This is a genomic window from Bradyrhizobium sp. HKCCYLRH3073 (genome assembly GCF_051167995.1).
In the GTDB taxonomy this organism is placed as follows: Bacteria; Pseudomonadota; Alphaproteobacteria; order Rhizobiales; family Xanthobacteraceae; genus Bradyrhizobium.
Genome location: NZ_JBNPUD010000010.1, coordinates 263,411 through 278,789 on the forward strand (window position 1 = coordinate 263,411; position 15,379 = coordinate 278,789).

Below are 15,379 nucleotides of genomic sequence, written 5' to 3' on the forward strand. Positions count from 1 at the left end.
CCGCTTGTGCCTCGCCTGAGGCCATGCCACAACCTGCGCGCAAACTCGTCTCGTAACCCACAGAGCCTGATCCATGAAGAAAATGACTTTGAGCGCGCTCGTCATCCTCGCCTCGTCGTCGCTGGCGTCTGCCGCGCTGGCGCAGGATGCGGCCGCCGGCAAGACGTCCTTCAACAAGTGCCTGCCCTGCCATTCGATCGGCGAGGGCGCGAAGAACAAGGTCGGCCCGGAGCTGAACGGCCTCGACGGCCGCAAGTCGGGCAGCGCGCCGGACTACAACTATTCGGAAGCCAACAAGAATTCGGGCATCACCTGGAACGAGGCGGTCTTCAAGGAATACATCAAGGATCCGAAGGCCAAGATTCCCGGCACCAAGATGACCTTCGCCGGCATCAAGAACGAGACCGAGATCAACAACCTCTGGGCCTATGTGTCGTCGTTCGACAAGGACGGCAAGCAGAAGCAGTAAGCGGCCGCCGGCCGACCCGTCAGCTCGCCTGCAAAGCCCCGGCCGACCGCCGGGGCTTTTTTGCATCACGGCGCCACGGCATCGGCCGTGGCGACGGCCGCGACGATGCGGTCGACCTCGCCGGCCACCAGTTCCGGCACCGCGTTCTGGACCATGTGCCCGAGCTCGGGCAGCACGATCAGCCGGCTGTGCGGCACGACCTGGGCGAGCGGGCGGGCATGGATATCGGTATAGACCGTCCGGTCGGCCTCGCCCGCCACGATCGTGACCGGAACCTTGATCTCGCCATAGCGCGGCGCCTGCTCGATCACGGCCTGCTTCAGGGTGACGAGATCGCGCGCATTGGCGATGAACTCGCGCGGGCGCAGCAGCAGCGGCGTCGCGGTCCGGTCGACGAAATCGTCCGGCATGGCCTGCGGCGCGAACACGCCGCGGGCGCCGGGCGCCATCAGCGCCAGACCGAGCGGCAGCGTGATCGTATGCGCCAGCAATGGCCCGACCACCGGCGTGGTGACGGCCTCGTTGTAGCGCCCGACCCCGCCTCGCCAGGGATAGGCGACCGGCGCCAGCATCACGAGGCCCGCGACCCGGTCGGGGAAATCGAGCGCCATGCGCAGGCCGAGCGCGCCACTCCAGGAATGCACCACCAGGACGACCTGGCCGACCCCGAGCCGCGCCAGCGCCTCATCCAGCATGCGGGCCTGAGCGGCGGGCGTGGAATCCTCGGGCCTGAGACGCGGGCTCCAGCCGTGGCCGGGACGGTCGACCAGCAGCACCCGGTGGCGCTGCGCGAGCAGGTCGCCGAGCGGCCTGCGCATCGCCTCGAGGTTCGAGCTGGCGCCGTGGAGCAGCAACAGTGGCGGCTTTTCGCTGTCGCGGGGCCCGATATCCACAAGATTGATCGTCGCACCCTCGACATTGATGGCCTGCCCTTGCGCCGGGTAACGGCGCTCGAGCACCGCCACGCCGGCGCGCGTGAGCACCGCCAGGAGCGCCAAAGTGCCCACCAAGAACATTGAAATCATTGATAGTTTTCTGCCTGTCACAGTGACAGTTACGGTGCAGATCCGCGGGAGTTGCAGATCCGGCCGCGTTGTCTCGTCGTTTCGCCCGGGAATCCTGTCATCACCGCGTCGTCGGCCATTTTATAACCATGGTCGGGACTTTTCCTCGCAATCGGCTGATGGCCGTGAATTACTTCCGGTCGGGTCATTGCGTGGTCTGAGCACGATGACCGGCCCTGAGTTTAGTTTGGTGTTTTGGGAGGGGGTTACCGATGAGTGTTCGTTCGAGCGAGACGGCTATCGACGAGATCGTCGCGAGCTGCAATGGCGATCTCCGTGGCGCGCTGAAGGCGCTGCTGCTGGTCAACGAGCACCTCGAGGCCGAGATCGCGCAGCTTTATGCCGCGGCCGCCCAGTACGGCCTGCCGGACCGCCGCAGCACCGCGTTCCACTGAGCGATCCGACCGGGCGACGATCAGTCCTCGGCTGTGATGTCCTTGTTCGGGCAGGCGTTGATCGTGGAGCGCGCGAGCTTGGCGTCGTCCAGCGACTTAAAGGGGCCGGACGCGAACCAGATGTCGCCCATGGTGGGGGTGACGACCGGATTGCTGGTCACGATCTCGCAGCGATTGGTGGCGCGGTTGCCGACCACCCAGAACATGTCTTCGGCCCACGCGGCCGTGGCCGCCGTCATCACCAGCGCCGCCGCCAGCACCGCACGCGTCATTGCGCCTCTCCTGCCGACAAATCTCGATCAAGAGGCACGTGGGGTTGCGCGGTCCCGCCAGCAAGAGCGGCGCTCAGCACATGGTTAACGGCAGGTCCGGCGTCAGATGTCGCGGCCTTCGACCTTTTCGGTCAGCGTCTTGACCAGCTCCGGCACCTTGTCCAGATGCGGATTGACCTCGAGCGCCTTGCGGAACGCATCCAGCGCCCGCTTCTCCTCGCCGAGATCCTGCATGATCATGCCGAGACCTGCGAGCGCGCCGAAGTGCCGCGGCTCACGGAGCAGGACCTGCTGGATGTCGGCCAGCGAGCGGCCGTAATCGTTCTGGAGGTAATAGATCGTCGCGCGACGGTTCCAGGCCTCGACATAATCGGGCCGCAGCTTGATGACCGAATCGAGCAGCTTGAGTGCGACTTCGTTCTGCTTCGCGTCCATCGCCGCCTTGGACCGCGCCATCAGCAGGGCAACGGTATCGCTGGGGGTCTGCAGCCAGATCGCCCAGATCCGCGCCTCGACGTGCTTGGCGCTGATATCGTCCGGCGCGGCCTTCAGGGCGCCGAACAGGAAATCGAGGCCCTTGGTCTTGTCGGCCCCGACCTTGGGCAGCTTGGCGGGCGCCTCGGGCGGCTTCGGCTTGGGAGCCGCACGCAGCTCGCCCTGCGCTTGCGCAAGGTGCGGTATGGAAATGACGACGGCGGCGAGCAGGACCGCCTGGAAAGTTCGCTTTGCCATCCGCCGAGTGTAGACGCAGTCCGCGCGTCCTGCAAAGCAGCACACGCGTCAAACGCCTGTGAGCGGACTGGCGACCGCGGCCGGATCAGCCTCGTTCGATCAACCCTGGCGGGCCTTGAAGCGGCGCTGGACCTTGTTGATCACGTAGACGCGGCCCTTGCGGCGGACCAGACGGTTGGCACGGTGGCGGCCACGCAGCGACTTCAGCGAGTTACGGACCTTCATGGGACATCCTGATACGTTGAAAGGCCGTGTTGGACAGGCCGGAAGTGGCAAACAGTGAGGTGGCAAATAGAAAAGGAGTTCCGCAAGCGACCAAGCCGCCCGGATTGGCCGGTTTCTAACCACCGGCCCGCCGGATGTCAATCATGGCGGCGCCGGACTTCAACAGAAGCTGCCGGCCAGCAGCCCGCCGATCCAACTTGGCGATTGCCAAATTCGTTATATCCTATAATCAATTTCTCAAAGCCAAGAACCAACCCCGGGAACGCCCATGCCCAAGCTCGCTCTGCCCAAGATCGACGACGTCGTCGCCATCGACATCCATACCCATGCCGAGGAGCCCTGCGGCATGCATGCAGATGACGGCTACGACGATTTCCAGGCCCAGATGGCCGACTACTTCAAGTCGCCGCACAAGCACCCGCCGACGGTGCCGGAGACGGCCGCCTATTATCGTTCGAAGAACATCGCCGCGGTGATCTTCCCGGTCGACGCCGAGCGCGAGACCGGCTTCCGCCGCTACAACAATTACGAGATGCTCGAGGTCGCCTCAGACCATCTCGATGTGCTGATCCCCTTCGTCAGCATCGATCCGCACAAGGGCAAGCTCGGCGTCCGCGAGGCGCGCAAGCTGATCGAGGAGTATGGCGTCCGCGGCTTCAAGTTCCACCCGACCATGCAGGGCTTCTACGCCAACGACCGCCTCGCCTATCCGCTGTACGAGGCGATCAACGACGGCGGCGCGATTGCGCTGTTCCACACCGGCCAGACCGGCGTCGGCTCGGGCATGCCGGGGGGCATGGGGATGCGGCTGAAGTACTCGAACCCGATGTACATGGACGACGTCGCGGCCGATTTCCCCGATCTCAAGATCATCCTCGCCCATCCCTCCTTCCCCTGGCAGGAGGAGGCGCTGTCGGTGGCGACCCACAAGCCCAACGTCTACATCGACCTCTCGGGCTGGTCGCCGAAATACTTCCCGCCGATCCTGGTCCGCTACATCAACTCGATCCTGCAGGACAAGATGCTGTTCGGCTCGGACTGGCCGGTGATCACCCCTGACCGTTGGCTCGCCGATTTCGCCAAGCTCGACATCCGCGACGAGATCCGGCCGAAGGTGTTGAAGGCCAACGCGCGCAGGCTGCTCGGGATCTGACATCGTCCGGTCCGCAAGGATCGTGCTAGTCTACGCAGGCGCGGTGACCCATTAGTCATTGCGCCTGTTCAAGGTGGTCAGGTGAGCGCCATGCCGTTCAAAGCTGTCGTCTTCGACGCCTATGGCACGCTGTACGATATCCAGTCGGTGGCGGCGGTCACCGAGCAGGCCTTTCCCGGCCACGGCGACATCATCACCCAGATCTGGCGCATCAAGCAGCTCGAATACACCTGGCTGCGCTCGCTGATGCAGCGCTACGAGGATTTTTCGGTCGTCACCCGCGAGTCGCTGCTCTATGCGCTGCGCGTTCTCGGCCTGCAGGCCGATGCGATCACACGCGATCGCATCATCGCCAAATATCTCGATCTCGATCCCTACCCTGATGCACGCGCCGCGCTCGCCGCGATGAAGGACCGCCGGCTCGCGATCCTCTCCAACGGCAGCCCCGCGATGCTCGATGGCCTGGTGAAGGCCAGCGCCTTCGACACGCTGCTCGATGCCGTCATCAGCGTCGATGCCCACACGATCTTCAAGCCGAGCCCGCAGGCCTATGCGCTGATCGAGGAGACACTCGGGCTTGCACCTGCCGAGATGCTGTTCGTGTCCTCCAATCCCTGGGACGTCTGCGGCGCCAAGGCGTTCGGCCTCAACGTTGCCTGGATCGAGCGCGTCACTCCCGAGGCCATGGCGGCCGCCTGCAACAAGACCGATCTCGTGTCCCCGCTCACGATGTTCAAGGCGCTGCGCACCCAGATGGACGAGTTGGGTTTTGCGCCCGATTATCGTATTGCTGCGCTCTCCGAATTGCCTGAGATCGTCAACACGCATGAGCCTTGAATCCGTCCGCGCCTTCTTCGCTGAAAAAGCCCCCGACATCGACGTCCTCGTCTCCAGCCAGAGCTCCGCAACCGTGGCGCTCGCGGCGGAAGCCTATGGCGTGGAGCCGGCCCGCATCGCCAAGACGCTGTCGTTGCGCGTCGGCGAACGCGTCATCCTGATCGTCGCTGCCGGGAACGCCCGCATGGACAACAAGAAGGTCAAGGCTCAGTTCGGCGGCAAGCCGAAGATGCTGGGTCTCGACGAGGTCGCCGACATCACGGGGCACGAGGTCGGCGGCGTCTGCCCGTTCGGGCTGAAGTCGCCGCTGCCGGTGTATTGCGATCTGTCGCTGAAGGCCTTCGACATCGTCGTGCCCGCGGCGGGCTCGACCCACAGCGCGGTGAAGATCACGCCGGAACGCATGGCCGAACTGACAGAAGCGGCATGGGTCGACGTCTGCGAGGTGCAGTCCTGATCGGCTGAGATCGGCGGGCGCGCTCATCGCTTCTTCGCCTTCGCGAGCTCCTTCACCAGAAACTCCGTCAGCACTTCGACCCGCGCGGGGCGCGGGCCGCCGGGCGGCATCACCAGGTGCATCGCGCCTTCCGGCTGGCTCCAGCCCTTCAGCACCACCTCGACCTCGCCCGACGCGATCGCGTCGCCCACGATGAAATCCGGCAGGTCTGCGATGCCGAGCCCGGCGCGCACCGCCGGCAACAGCGCCTCGCCATTGTTGACGCGCAGCTGTCCCGCCGGCCGCACGCTGGCCTGCTCGCCGGCCGCATTGGTGTAGTGCCAAACGCCGGCCGTGGAGAGATAGGCGTAGCCGAAGCATTTGTGCTCGGCGAGATGCATCGGGTGCGTCGGCCGGCCGTGGCGTTTCAGATAGGACGGCGCCGCCACCGTGTAGCGCGGCATGGCGCAGAGCCGGCGCGCGAGCAGCGAGGAGTCCGGCAGCCGCGCGATGCGCAGTGCGAGATCGAAACCTTCGCCGATCAAATCGACGGTGGCGTCGCTCATGTGGAGGTCGATCGAGACCTCCGGATATTGCTCCAGGAACGCCGGCAGCAGCGGCGCGATCTTCTTGACGCCGAACGTCATCGGCACCGCGAAGCGCACCAGGCCGCGCGGCGTCAGTGACTGCGCGAGCGCCTCGGTCTCCGCCGCCTCGCCATCGGCGAGCAGCTGCGCGGCGCGCTCGGACAGCCGCTGACCGGCATCCGTCAGCGCCAGGCGCCGCGAGGTGCGGTTGAACAGCCGCGTGCCTAGACGCTCCTCCAGCCGGCTCACCGCCTTGGAGACGGAGGCCTTGGAGAGGCTCAGCTCCTGCGCGGCGCCGGCGAAGGAGCGCAGCTCGACGACCTTGGCGAAGATCGCCATCGCCTCGAAATCCGGAAGTCGCGCCATTCCTTCAAATCTCTCTTTTGGAAACAATAGGTTTCAATAGTTTCTATTTCTATACTCCGGTCGCCGCCTTATTCCAATGCCCAACGGCACGGCGGCACCGGCCGACCGTTGCAACCACAGGAGCAGACCCATGATCGAACTGAAGCCCTTTGCGGCGCTGGGCGGCGCCGACCACGGCTGGCTCAAGGCCAAGCACCATTTCTCGTTCGCGAGCTACTACGACCCCAGCAACATGGGCCACGGCGCCCTGCGCGTCTGGAACGATGACGAGATCGCACCGAACACCGGCTTCCCCGCGCATCCCCATCGCAACATGGAGATCATCACCTATGTCCGCGAGGGCGCGATCACCCATCAGGACAGCCTCGGCAACAAGGGCCGCACCGAGGCCGGCGACGTCCAGGTGATGAGTGCGGGCAGCGGCATCCGCCACTCCGAGTACAATCTCGAGCCGACCACGACCCGGATCTTCCAGATCTGGATCGAGCCGACCACCGACGGCGGCCAGCCGACCTGGGGCGCCAAGCCGTTCCCGAAGTCCGATCGCTCCGGCAAGCTGGTGACGCTCGCGAGCGGCTTCGCAGATGACGGCGACGCGTTGCCGATCCGCGCCAAGGCACGCGTACTCGGCACCACGCTGAAGGCCGGCGAGACCGCCGAGTACGATGCCGACAAGGCCCGGCATATCTATCTCGTGCCTGCCGCCGGAAGCGTCGAAGTGAACGGCGTCCGCGTCAACGCTCGTGACGGCGCCGCCATCCGCGACGAGGCCACGCTGAAGATCACGGCGCTCGAAGATTCCGAACTGGTGCTGGTCGACGCCGCTTAAGTCTGTTTCGCGATCCCGGTCGGCTCTCCGGCCGGGACGCCCTCCCCGATCACTCGCATTCCCACGGAGACTTCCATGACCAAGGTTCTCGTTCTCTACTATTCCGCCTACGGCCACATCGAAGCGATGGCCAACGCCGTCGCCGAAGGCGCCCGCGAAGCCGGCGCCGCCGTCGACATCAAGCGCGTGCCGGAGCTCGTGCCCGCCGACGTCGCCAAGGCCTCGCACTACAAGCTCGACCAGGCCGCACCGGTTGCCAAGGTCGAGGAGCTCGCCAACTATGACGCCATCATCGTCGGCACCGGCACCCGCTTCGGTCGCATGGCCTCGCAGATGGCCAACTTCCTCGACCAGGCCGGCGGCCTCTGGGCCAAGGGCGCGCTGAATGGCAAGGTCGGCGGCGCCTTCACCTCGACCGCGACCCAGCATGGCGGCCAGGAGGTCACGCTGTTCTCGATCATCACCAACCTCTTGCATTTCGGCATGACCATCGTCGGCCTCAACTACGGCTTCGCCGGCCAGATGAAGCTCGACGAGATCACCGGCGGCTCGCCCTATGGCGCGACCACCATCACTGGCGGCGACGGCAGCCGGCTGCCGAGCGAGAACGAGCTGGCGGGGGCGCGCTATCAAGGGCGCGTGATCGCCGAGACCGCAAAGAAGCTGCATGGCTGACGCGACTGGGGCGGCACTTCCGTCACCGGAGCGCCGCCCCATCTCGTCGGAAGAAAGTGAGGGAGTCCGCAATGCCCGCCATGCTCGAACTGGTGACGCTGGCCAGGCTGGCCCGCCATCCTCTGCAGATGATGGCGCGCCATTGGTACTGCAAGGGCCTTTACCGCGCGAGCCGTGGTCAGCGCCGCTGCCCGGAATGCACCGCTATAGCGGCTTGATCTGCACCTTCTTGAACTTCACGACGCCCGAGCCGTATTGCAGGGCGATCGGCCCCGCAGCATGCTTGCTGTCGTCGACGTCGGCGGTCTTCTCGCCGTTGAGCATCACGGTCAGCCGCGTGCCCTTGGCGGTGATCTCGTAGGTGTTCCACTTGCCGCCGGCCTTCGGCATCGGATCGACCTTGGACACGTCGACGATGGCGCCGGTGCCGTATTTCGGATCGGGCCGCTTGTCGAAGATGTTGACCTCGTAGCAGATGTTGGAGTCGATCTTCGCCGACTGGTCGCAACGGATGAAGATGCCGCTGTTGGCGGCGTCGTCGACCCAGAACTCGGCCTTGATCTGGAAATCCTTGTAGCTGGCCTTGGTGACCAGATAGGACGGATCCTTGCCGTCGAGCTTGTCGGCCATCAGCACGCCGTCCTTCGCCTCCCAATTGGCCTTGCCGACCTCGGCGAATTCGACCTTCTTGTCACCGTCGACCAGGGTCACCCAGCCGTCATCGGCGAATGCCGTCCCCCAGCTCGCGCCCGCAATCAACAGTCCGGCCGCAAGCCCGCACAAGCGATACCGCATCGAAACGCCTCCCCGTTTTTGTTTGGTTCGCCGCCACGATAGCAAAGCGCCGGACGAAGCAAACGGGTTTCGATGCTGCATCTGCTCTCTCGTCGAACTACACCGCCGTCGCGCGCGCAAAATCGACATAGATCTCGCGCAGCCGCGCCGCGACCGGGCCAGGCTTGCCGTCGCCGACCGGCTTGCCGTCGATCGTGACCACCGGCTGCACGAACGAGCTCGCGCTGGTGATGAAGGCCTCCTTCGCCGCGAGCGCCTCCTCCACGGTGAACAGCCGCTCCTCGACCTTGAGCTGACGCTCCTCGGCGAGCTTCACCACCGCCTTGCGGGTGCAGCCCGGCAGGATGGCGTTGGAGTTCGGCCTGGTGACGATGACGTCGTCCTTGGTCAGGATGAAGGCGGAGGACGAGCCGCCCTCGGTCACGTGACCATCCTCGACCATCCAGGCCTCTCCAGCGCCGGCGGCCGCAGCCGCCTGCTTCGCCAGCACCTGCGCCAGCAGCGCGACGCTCTTGATGTCGCGCCGCGCCCAGCGGATGTCGGGCACGGTGATGACGCCGATGCCTGCCGTCGCCGAGGGTGCATCGACGATGTTCTTGGCGGTCACGAACATCACCAGCGTCGGCTTGACGTCGCCTTTCGGAAACGGGAAGTCGCGGCCCTTGTCAGCGCCCCGCGTGACCTGCAGATAGACCATGCCCTGGTCGAGCCGGTTGCGCGCGACCAGCTCCTTCTGCAGCGCCTCGATTCGCGCCAGGCTCTCCGGCAGCGCCAGCCCGATCTCGCCGACCGAGCGCTCCAGCCGGGCGAGGTGCGAGGCGCTGTCGACCAGCTTGCCGTCGAGCACCGCCGCCACCTCATAGATGCCGTCGGCGAACAGGAAGCCGCGATCGAGCACCGAGACCTTGGCCTCGGACAGGGGCACGAAGGCGCCGTTGACGTAAGCGATGGGGTCCAAGGCGGTATCTCCTTTCTCATCAGCGCACGCATAGTCCTTAGCATGCGCCGATCGTTTCTCTCGCCGTCATTCCGGGGCGATGCGCAGCATTGAACCCGGAATGACGGGTCTAACTAGTGCGACAAAATCTTCGACAAGAACTGCTGCGCGCGCTCGCTGCGGGGCTGGCCGAAGAACTCATCCTTCTTGGCGTCCTCGACGATCTCGCCGCGGTCCATGAAGATGACGCGGTGGGCGACCTTCCTGGCAAACCCCATCTCGTGGGTCACGACCATCATGGTCATGCCCTCGCGGGCGAGATCGACCATGACGTCGAGCACCTCGCTGATCATCTCCGGATCGAGCGCCGAGGTCGGCTCGTCGAACAGCATCGCGATCGGGTCCATGGCGAGCGCACGCGCGATCGCGACACGCTGCTGCTGGCCGCCCGAGAGCTGCGCCGGAAATTTCTGCGCCTGCTCCTTCAGCCCGACGCGCTCCAGCAGCTTCATGCCCTTGGCGGTCGCTTCCTCGTGGCCGCGCCCCAGCACCTTCTGCTGGGCGAGGCAGAGATTTTCGATGATCTTCAGATGCGGAAACAGCTCGAAATGCTGGAACACCATGCCGACGCGCGAGCGCAGCTTCGGCAGGTTGGTCTTGGGATCATTGACCTTGAGACCATCGATCGTGATCGTGCCGTCCTGGAACGGCTCCAGCGCGTTGACGCATTTGATGAGGGTCGACTTGCCGGAGCCGGAGGGACCGCAGACCACCACCACCTCGCCCTTGGCGACCGATGTCGTGCAGTCCTTCAGCACCTGGAAGCTCGGGCTGTACCATTTGTTGACGTGGCTGATTTCGATCATGGGAGCCGACTACCTGATGATGGCGATGCGCGACTGCAGGCGGCGGACGCCGTAGGACGCGATGCAGGAGATGGTGAAGTAGATCAGGGCCGCGAACAGATACATCTCGACCAGCCGGCCGTCGCGCTGCGCGACCTTGGAGGCGGCGCCGAGGAAGTCCGGGATCGAGAGCACGTAGACCAGCGAAGTGTCCTGGAACAGCACGATGGTCTGGGTCAGCAGCACCGGCAGCATGTTGCGGAACGCCTGCGGCAGCACGACGTAGCGCATGGTCTGCGCATAGGTCAGTCCGAGCGCCGAGGCCGCGGCCGGCTGACCGCGCGAGATCGACTGGATGCCGGCGCGCATGATCTCGGAGAAATACGCCGCCTCGAACATGATGAAGGTGATCAGCGAGGAGGCGAAGGCGCCGACCTTGATCGGCCGCGACGATCCGGTGATCCACTGCCCGATATAGGGGACCAGGAAGTAGAACCAGAAGATCACCAGCACCAGCGGCAGCGAGCGCATGAAGTCGACATAGAGCCCGGCGATCCAGCCCATCACGCGATAGCCGGACAGCCGCATCAGCGCGATCATGGTGCCGAAGACGAGACCGCCAAAAGCCGACAGCGCGGTCAGCGTCAAGGTGAAGGTCATGCCGTCGATGAACAGGTAGCTCAGCGAGCGGCGGATGACGTCGAGGTCGAAATTGGCCAGCATCTCATTTGCCCGTGATGTAGCCAGGGATCGCCACCGCGCGCTCCAGCAGGCGCATGCCGATCACGACGATGATGTTGATGACGAGATACATCAGCGTTGCGGCGCTGAACGCCTCGAACACCTGGAAGGAGAATTCCTGCATGGCGCGGGCGGCACCGGTCAGCTCGATCAGGCCGATCGTGATCGCGACCGCGCTGTTCTTGACGGTGTTGAGAAACTCCGAGGTCAAGGGCGGCAGGATGATGCGGAAAGCCATCGGCAGCAGCACGTAGCGGTAGGCCTGCAACGTGGTGAGGCCGAGCGCGGTCGCCGCCATCATCTGGCCGCGCGGCAGCGAGCCGATGCCGGCCGCGAGCTGCACTGCGACGCGCGCCGACATGAACAGCCCGATGCCGACCGCGGCCGTATAGAACGGCGCATTCGGCATCTGTTTCAGCCACAGGCCAGCGGTGCGCGGCAAGAGCTCCGGCAGCACGAAGAACCACAGGAACAGCTGCACCAGCAGCGGCATGTTGCGGAAGAATTCGACGTAGAGAAAACCGATCCAGGTCGCGAGCTTCGAGGGCAGCGAGCGCAGGATGCCGACGATCGTGCCGCAGATCAGCGCGATCACCCAGGCCGACAGCGAGGTCACGATGGTGACCTTCAACCCCGCCAGCAGCATGTCGAAATAGGTGCCGGCCCCGGTCGGGTTCGGCTCCAGGAAGATGTGCCAGTTCCAGGTGTAGTTCACGGGGGTGTCCTGAAGTGATAGCTCGCGGTCGGTTTACGCAATGTCGCCACGAGCGACACTGCGCTCCCCTCCCCCCGCGCGAAGCGGGGAGGGGTCGGGGTGGGGGTCTCAGCAAAGACTGCCCCTGCGGGCCCCCCTCCCCAACCCTCCCCCACAAGGGGGGAGGGAGCGCACCGGCGTCGCGGCACGAGCTTAATGCGACTTCACCTTACGGCTTGTACGAATCCGGATCCGGCGAGTCCGACGGCTTGGCGAACTCAGCCTTCAGCTCGGCCGACATCGGGGTGTTCAGGTTCAGGCCCTTCGGCGGGATCTTCTGCATGAACCACTTGTCATACAGCTTGGCGCCCTCGCCGCTGGTGTAGATCTTGGCGGTCGCGGCATCGACGACCTTCTTGAACTGCGGATCGTCCTTGCGGAGCATAATGCCGTAGGGCTCCGGCTTGGAGAACGCATCCTTGGAGATGACGTAGGCGGCCGGATCCTTGGAGCTGGCGACGAGGCTCGACAGCAGGATGTCGTCCATCACGAAGGCCACGGCGCGATCGGTCTCGACCATCAGGAAGGCTTCGGCGTGATCCTTGGCCGGGATGATGTTGATCCCAAGATTGCGTGCGGCATTGGCTTCGGTGAGCTGCTTGATGTTGGTGGTGCCGGCAGTCGACACGACCGTCTTGCCCTTCAGATCATCAATCTTGTTGATGTTGCTCGACTTCTTCGAGACGTAGCGGCTCGCCGTCAGGAAGTGGGTGTTGGTGAAGGAGATCTGCTTCTGGCGCTCGGCATTGTTGGTGGTGGAGCCGCATTCCAGATCGATGGTGCCGTTGGCGAGCAGCGGGATGCGGGTCGACGACGTCACCGGATTGAGCTTCACGTCGAGCTTGTCGAGCTTGAGCTCCTTTTTCACGGCATCGACGATGCCCATGCAGATGTCGATGGCAAAGCCGATCGGCTTCTGATTGTCGTCGAGATAGGAGAACGGGATCGAGGAGTCGCGCACGCCCAGCGTGATCGCACCGGTCTCCTTGATGTTCTTCAGGGTCCCCGTCAGGTCCTCGGCCTGCACCTGGCCGGCGCAGAGCGCGGCGGCGACGGCAAGACCGAATAGGCGAAGCTGCTTCATAACTGATCTCCTCAATCCGGCTGATCGCCGGATGCTTGCATAAACCACAGCGAACTCAAAATGGCCCCCGCCCCCGGACGATCTCCGGCCGGACGAGCGCGGGCACCATAGACCGCCCCGCGGCGGGAAGTTCTCGGACGCTTGCGACAAATTGCCTGTCCCGCGTCCCCTTCGACAAGACGTTCGGGCTGAAACGGCAGCGCCGAACGTCGGGATGGTAAACTACGATCAGCTCGCATGCCCCGCGACCAGACGAAAGTTGCAGGCGGACGGTTCCCGCACGCGGCACGCCCCTCACTCCGGCTCAGGCGGCGGGAGGTGAGCACCAATGATGCCAGGCGATGTGTGCTCATGCCTCCTTCTCGGCTCACAGCGGCTTCCGCAATTCGCCAAGATCCCAGAACAGCCCGGCCATCAGGCCGAGCGCCTCCTCCGTGACATCCAGCAGAATGTGCTCATCCGGCGCGTGCTGCGAGCAGCCCGGATAGGAATGCGGCACCCACATGGTCGGCATCTTCAACACGTCGGCAAACACGTCATTGGGCAGCGAGCCGCCGAAATTCGGCAGCACGGCGGGCGCCTTGCCGGTGCTCATCTTGATGGAATCCGCGGCCCATTTGATCCAGGGACTGTCGATGTCGGCGCGCGAGGCCATGAAGCCCTGGGTCATGCTGACCTCGATCATCGGGAAGCCATGCGCAACGAGGTGGTTCTTCACGTCCTCCACGATGCTGCCGACCTTGGTGCCGACGACGAAACGCAGCTGCAGCACGGCCCGGGCGCGGCCGGGGATCGCATTCGCGGGCTTGTCGATATTGCCGGAGGAGATCGCCAGCACCTCGAGCGTATTCCAGGCATAGAGCCGCTCCGCCGGCGTCAGCCCCTCCTCGCCCCAATGGTCCGACAGCGCCGGCTCGTCGGCGGTCGGCTCGACCCTCACGTCGGCGAGGATGGCGCGGATCGCGTTGGTGAGACGCGGCGGCTTCAGCGACTCCAGCTTGATGCGGCCCTGGCCATCGACCAGCGTGGCGATGGCATTGGCGAGGATGGTGGCGGGATTGGCGAGCACGCCGCCCCAATTGCCGGAATGATTGCCGCCCTCGCGCAGATTGACGTCGAGATGCAGCCGGATGCCGCCGCGGCAGCCGAGAAAGATGGTGGGGCGTGCGGTCGACAGCCGCGGGCCGTCGGAGCCGATGAAGACGTCGGCCTTCAAGGCGTCGCGATGCCGGTCGGCCACCTCTGCGAGGTCGGGCGAGCCGATCTCCTCGCCCATCTCGATGATGAACTTCGCATTGAAGCCGAGCTTGCCGTCGCGGGCCTCGCGCACCGCGCGCAGCGCCGCCAGGTTGATGCTGTGCTGGCCCTTGTTGTCGGCGGTGCCGCGGCCATAGAGACGATTGCCCGCTGGCGTCACCGCCCAGGGATCGCGGCCGTCGCGCCATTCGCCGGCCATGCCGTCGACGGTGTCGCCGTGGCCATAGCTGAGCATCGTCGGGGCGCTGTCGCTCTCGTGGTAGGTCGCGATCAGGAACGGCGACTTGCCGCTCGGCGAGGGCACGATCTCGGAGGAAAAGCCGAGCGCGGCAAAGGACGGCGTCAGCTCGTTGGCCAGATACGCCGCGAGGTCGTCCTTGCGCTCGGGATTGAGGCTCTCGGTGCGATAGGCGACCCGGCGGCCGAGCTCGGCCAGGAAGTCACCGCTCGTCAGGCTCTGACGGGCACGGGCGATTGCATCAATCCTGGTCATGGCGCTTTTCCAGTCACAACGAAGGCGGCGTCATATCGGGATCGTGGGCGGAGCGAAAGAGGCTGGGTTTGAATTCAATGGGTCAGCGCATGCGTCTCGGATTATGGAACTGCCATGCCTGGGACTTGACGCGTCGGGCAGCATTGTCGCCGTCCCCGACTTACGCGCTCTCGTTCTCGCGGTGCGGTCGAGCACCCGAGCTATTGGCATGAACACCCTCACGAGACGGAGGGCGCGGGGAATGCCGGGTGAAGGCCTCACCCATGGCCCGCCTGCAGAAAGAAAAGCAGGCGGCAGTCACCACAGGTTCAGCCGAACATCCGGCATTCCCCGCGCGACGGTTTTCACGCTTATAGCGCGCTCTTGTGTGTTCGAAACCTGCCAGAATGTGCGAACGGGCGGTTCTGACCAACCGCCCGTCGCTGGATCTGAG

At 64.9% G+C, this 15,379-nt stretch carries 20 protein-coding genes; 8 read left to right on the forward strand and 12 right to left on the reverse strand.

Annotated elements, in window-relative coordinates; all coding sequences use genetic code 11:
- Positions 1-73 precede the first annotated feature (73 nt).
- The gene (gene cycA / locus ACQR1X_RS23730; RefSeq protein WP_315801889.1) at positions 74-469 is read left to right on the forward strand and encodes a cytochrome c-550 CycA; all 396 of its coding nucleotides are present in this window, start codon (positions 74-76) and stop codon (positions 467-469) included.
- 65 nt (positions 470-534) lie between these two features.
- Here the strand turns inward: cycA and ACQR1X_RS23735 are convergent, their stop codons facing one another.
- Complete coding sequence (locus ACQR1X_RS23735; protein WP_316236830.1) at positions 535-1,494, reverse strand: alpha/beta fold hydrolase; 960 nt, start codon at positions 1,492-1,494, stop codon at positions 535-537.
- Positions 1,495-1,745: 251 nt separating this feature from the next.
- Between ACQR1X_RS23735 and ACQR1X_RS23740 the strand changes: the two genes are divergently transcribed.
- Positions 1,746-1,928 (forward strand): hypothetical protein, encoded by a 183-nt coding sequence (locus ACQR1X_RS23740; RefSeq protein ID WP_015669379.1) that lies wholly within the window; start codon positions 1,746-1,748, stop codon positions 1,926-1,928.
- Positions 1,929-1,948: 20 nt separating this feature from the next.
- On the opposite strand, the gene ACQR1X_RS23745 is transcribed toward ACQR1X_RS23740, so the two are convergent.
- From ACQR1X_RS23745 to ykgO, 3 genes are all read right to left on the reverse strand, one after another.
- A complete protein-coding gene (locus ACQR1X_RS23745) occupies positions 1,949-2,200 on the reverse strand; it encodes a hypothetical protein (protein WP_316179514.1) in 252 nt (83 codons plus the stop codon).
- A 102-nt stretch (positions 2,201-2,302) separates the two neighbouring features.
- Positions 2,303-2,932 carry a tetratricopeptide repeat protein gene (locus tag ACQR1X_RS23750; protein ID WP_434899683.1) on the reverse strand — a complete coding sequence of 210 codons (630 nt, stop codon included), beginning with the start codon at positions 2,930-2,932 and terminating at the stop codon, positions 2,303-2,305.
- Positions 2,933-3,031: 99 nt separating this feature from the next.
- Positions 3,032-3,157: a type B 50S ribosomal protein L36 gene (gene ykgO / locus ACQR1X_RS23755; protein ID WP_006611362.1), complete on the reverse strand. Its 126-nt coding sequence runs from the start codon at positions 3,155-3,157 to the stop codon at positions 3,032-3,034.
- Between the two features lie 268 nt (positions 3,158-3,425).
- Here ykgO and ACQR1X_RS23760 point away from each other — a divergent pair, with 268 nt between their 5' ends.
- The 3 genes from ACQR1X_RS23760 to ACQR1X_RS23770 all read left to right on the forward strand — a co-directional run bounded on the left by ACQR1X_RS23760 (position 3,426) and on the right by ACQR1X_RS23770 (position 5,604).
- Positions 3,426-4,310 carry an amidohydrolase family protein gene (locus tag ACQR1X_RS23760; protein ID WP_315801885.1) on the forward strand — a complete coding sequence of 295 codons (885 nt, stop codon included), beginning with the start codon at positions 3,426-3,428 and terminating at the stop codon, positions 4,308-4,310.
- Between the two features lie 90 nt (positions 4,311-4,400).
- Positions 4,401-5,147 carry a haloacid dehalogenase type II gene (locus ACQR1X_RS23765; protein ID WP_434899684.1) on the forward strand — a complete coding sequence of 249 codons (747 nt, stop codon included), beginning with the start codon at positions 4,401-4,403 and terminating at the stop codon, positions 5,145-5,147.
- Positions 5,137-5,604, forward strand: coding sequence for a YbaK/EbsC family protein (locus tag ACQR1X_RS23770; RefSeq protein WP_434899685.1), 468 nt, complete (start codon positions 5,137-5,139; stop codon positions 5,602-5,604). Before ACQR1X_RS23765 ends, ACQR1X_RS23770 begins: the two co-directional genes overlap by 11 nt.
- Before the next feature lie 23 nt (positions 5,605-5,627).
- On the opposite strand, the gene ACQR1X_RS23775 is transcribed toward ACQR1X_RS23770, so the two are convergent.
- Positions 5,628-6,536: a LysR family transcriptional regulator gene (locus ACQR1X_RS23775; RefSeq protein ID WP_315801882.1), complete on the reverse strand. Its 909-nt coding sequence runs from the start codon at positions 6,534-6,536 to the stop codon at positions 5,628-5,630.
- 130 nt (positions 6,537-6,666) lie between these two features.
- Here ACQR1X_RS23775 and ACQR1X_RS23780 point away from each other — a divergent pair, with 130 nt between their 5' ends.
- From ACQR1X_RS23780 to ACQR1X_RS23790, 3 genes are all read left to right on the forward strand, one after another.
- Positions 6,667-7,365 carry a pirin family protein gene (locus tag ACQR1X_RS23780; RefSeq protein ID WP_315801881.1) on the forward strand — a complete coding sequence of 233 codons (699 nt, stop codon included), beginning with the start codon at positions 6,667-6,669 and terminating at the stop codon, positions 7,363-7,365.
- Between the two features lie 75 nt (positions 7,366-7,440).
- A complete protein-coding gene (wrbA, locus tag ACQR1X_RS23785; RefSeq protein WP_316179523.1) occupies positions 7,441-8,040 on the forward strand; it encodes an NAD(P)H:quinone oxidoreductase in 600 nt (199 codons plus the stop codon).
- 71 nt (positions 8,041-8,111) lie between these two features.
- Positions 8,112-8,258, forward strand: coding sequence for a hypothetical protein (locus ACQR1X_RS23790; RefSeq protein ID WP_315801879.1), 147 nt, complete (start codon positions 8,112-8,114; stop codon positions 8,256-8,258).
- On the opposite strand, the gene ACQR1X_RS23795 is transcribed toward ACQR1X_RS23790, so the two are convergent.
- The 7 genes from ACQR1X_RS23795 to ACQR1X_RS23825 form a co-directional block, all read right to left on the reverse strand.
- Positions 8,245-8,835 (reverse strand): 3-keto-disaccharide hydrolase, encoded by a 591-nt coding sequence (locus ACQR1X_RS23795; protein WP_316179524.1) that lies wholly within the window; start codon positions 8,833-8,835, stop codon positions 8,245-8,247. The genes ACQR1X_RS23790 and ACQR1X_RS23795 overlap by 14 nt on opposite strands.
- A 97-nt stretch (positions 8,836-8,932) precedes the next feature.
- Positions 8,933-9,793 (reverse strand): D-amino-acid transaminase, encoded by an 861-nt coding sequence (locus ACQR1X_RS23800; protein ID WP_315801877.1) that lies wholly within the window; start codon positions 9,791-9,793, stop codon positions 8,933-8,935.
- A gap of 113 nt (positions 9,794-9,906) precedes the next feature.
- The gene (locus tag ACQR1X_RS23805; protein ID WP_316179526.1) at positions 9,907-10,638 is read right to left on the reverse strand and encodes an amino acid ABC transporter ATP-binding protein; all 732 of its coding nucleotides are present in this window, start codon (positions 10,636-10,638) and stop codon (positions 9,907-9,909) included.
- 9 nt (positions 10,639-10,647) lie between these two features.
- Entirely contained in the window at positions 10,648-11,340 is a 693-nt protein-coding gene (locus ACQR1X_RS23810; protein WP_434899686.1) for an amino acid ABC transporter permease, read from the reverse strand.
- A 1-nt stretch (position 11,341) separates the two neighbouring features.
- Positions 11,342-12,073 carry an amino acid ABC transporter permease gene (locus ACQR1X_RS23815; RefSeq protein WP_434899687.1) on the reverse strand — a complete coding sequence of 244 codons (732 nt, stop codon included), beginning with the start codon at positions 12,071-12,073 and terminating at the stop codon, positions 11,342-11,344.
- A 208-nt stretch (positions 12,074-12,281) separates the two neighbouring features.
- Positions 12,282-13,196: an amino acid ABC transporter substrate-binding protein gene (locus tag ACQR1X_RS23820; RefSeq protein ID WP_316217154.1), complete on the reverse strand. Its 915-nt coding sequence runs from the start codon at positions 13,194-13,196 to the stop codon at positions 12,282-12,284.
- Between the two features lie 367 nt (positions 13,197-13,563).
- Complete coding sequence (locus ACQR1X_RS23825; RefSeq protein ID WP_434899688.1) at positions 13,564-14,946, reverse strand: M20 family metallopeptidase; 1,383 nt, start codon at positions 14,944-14,946, stop codon at positions 13,564-13,566.
- Between the last annotated feature and the right edge of the window lie 433 nt (positions 14,947-15,379).

Coding starts and splice junctions, on each gene's coding strand:
- ACQR1X_RS23790 (WP_315801879.1), top strand. CDS start 8,112: ATGCCCGCCATGCTCGAACTGGTGACGCTGGCCAGGCTGGCCCGCCAT.
- ACQR1X_RS23760 (WP_315801885.1), top strand. CDS start 3,426: ATGCCCAAGCTCGCTCTGCCCAAGATCGACGACGTCGTCGCCATCGAC.
- ACQR1X_RS23795 (WP_316179524.1), bottom strand. CDS start 8,835: ATGCGGTATCGCTTGTGCGGGCTTGCGGCCGGACTGTTGATTGCGGGC.
- ykgO (WP_006611362.1), bottom strand. CDS start 3,157: ATGAAGGTCCGTAACTCGCTGAAGTCGCTGCGTGGCCGCCACCGTGCC.
- ACQR1X_RS23810 (WP_434899686.1), bottom strand. CDS start 11,340: ATGCTGGCCAATTTCGACCTCGACGTCATCCGCCGCTCGCTGAGCTAC.
- ACQR1X_RS23770 (WP_434899685.1), top strand. CDS start 5,137: ATGAGCCTTGAATCCGTCCGCGCCTTCTTCGCTGAAAAAGCCCCCGAC.
- ACQR1X_RS23735 (WP_316236830.1), bottom strand. CDS start 1,494: ATGATTTCAATGTTCTTGGTGGGCACTTTGGCGCTCCTGGCGGTGCTC.
- wrbA (WP_316179523.1), top strand. CDS start 7,441: ATGACCAAGGTTCTCGTTCTCTACTATTCCGCCTACGGCCACATCGAA.
- ACQR1X_RS23740 (WP_015669379.1), top strand. CDS start 1,746: ATGAGTGTTCGTTCGAGCGAGACGGCTATCGACGAGATCGTCGCGAGC.
- ACQR1X_RS23820 (WP_316217154.1), bottom strand. CDS start 13,196: ATGAAGCAGCTTCGCCTATTCGGTCTTGCCGTCGCCGCCGCGCTCTGC.
- ACQR1X_RS23780 (WP_315801881.1), top strand. CDS start 6,667: ATGATCGAACTGAAGCCCTTTGCGGCGCTGGGCGGCGCCGACCACGGC.
- ACQR1X_RS23750 (WP_434899683.1), bottom strand. CDS start 2,932: ATGGCAAAGCGAACTTTCCAGGCGGTCCTGCTCGCCGCCGTCGTCATT.
- cycA (WP_315801889.1), top strand. CDS start 74: ATGAAGAAAATGACTTTGAGCGCGCTCGTCATCCTCGCCTCGTCGTCG.
- ACQR1X_RS23825 (WP_434899688.1), bottom strand. CDS start 14,946: ATGACCAGGATTGATGCAATCGCCCGTGCCCGTCAGAGCCTGACGAGC.
- ACQR1X_RS23805 (WP_316179526.1), bottom strand. CDS start 10,638: ATGATCGAAATCAGCCACGTCAACAAATGGTACAGCCCGAGCTTCCAG.
- ACQR1X_RS23765 (WP_434899684.1), top strand. CDS start 4,401: ATGCCGTTCAAAGCTGTCGTCTTCGACGCCTATGGCACGCTGTACGAT.
- ACQR1X_RS23745 (WP_316179514.1), bottom strand. CDS start 2,200: ATGACGCGTGCGGTGCTGGCGGCGGCGCTGGTGATGACGGCGGCCACG.
- ACQR1X_RS23775 (WP_315801882.1), bottom strand. CDS start 6,536: ATGGCGCGACTTCCGGATTTCGAGGCGATGGCGATCTTCGCCAAGGTC.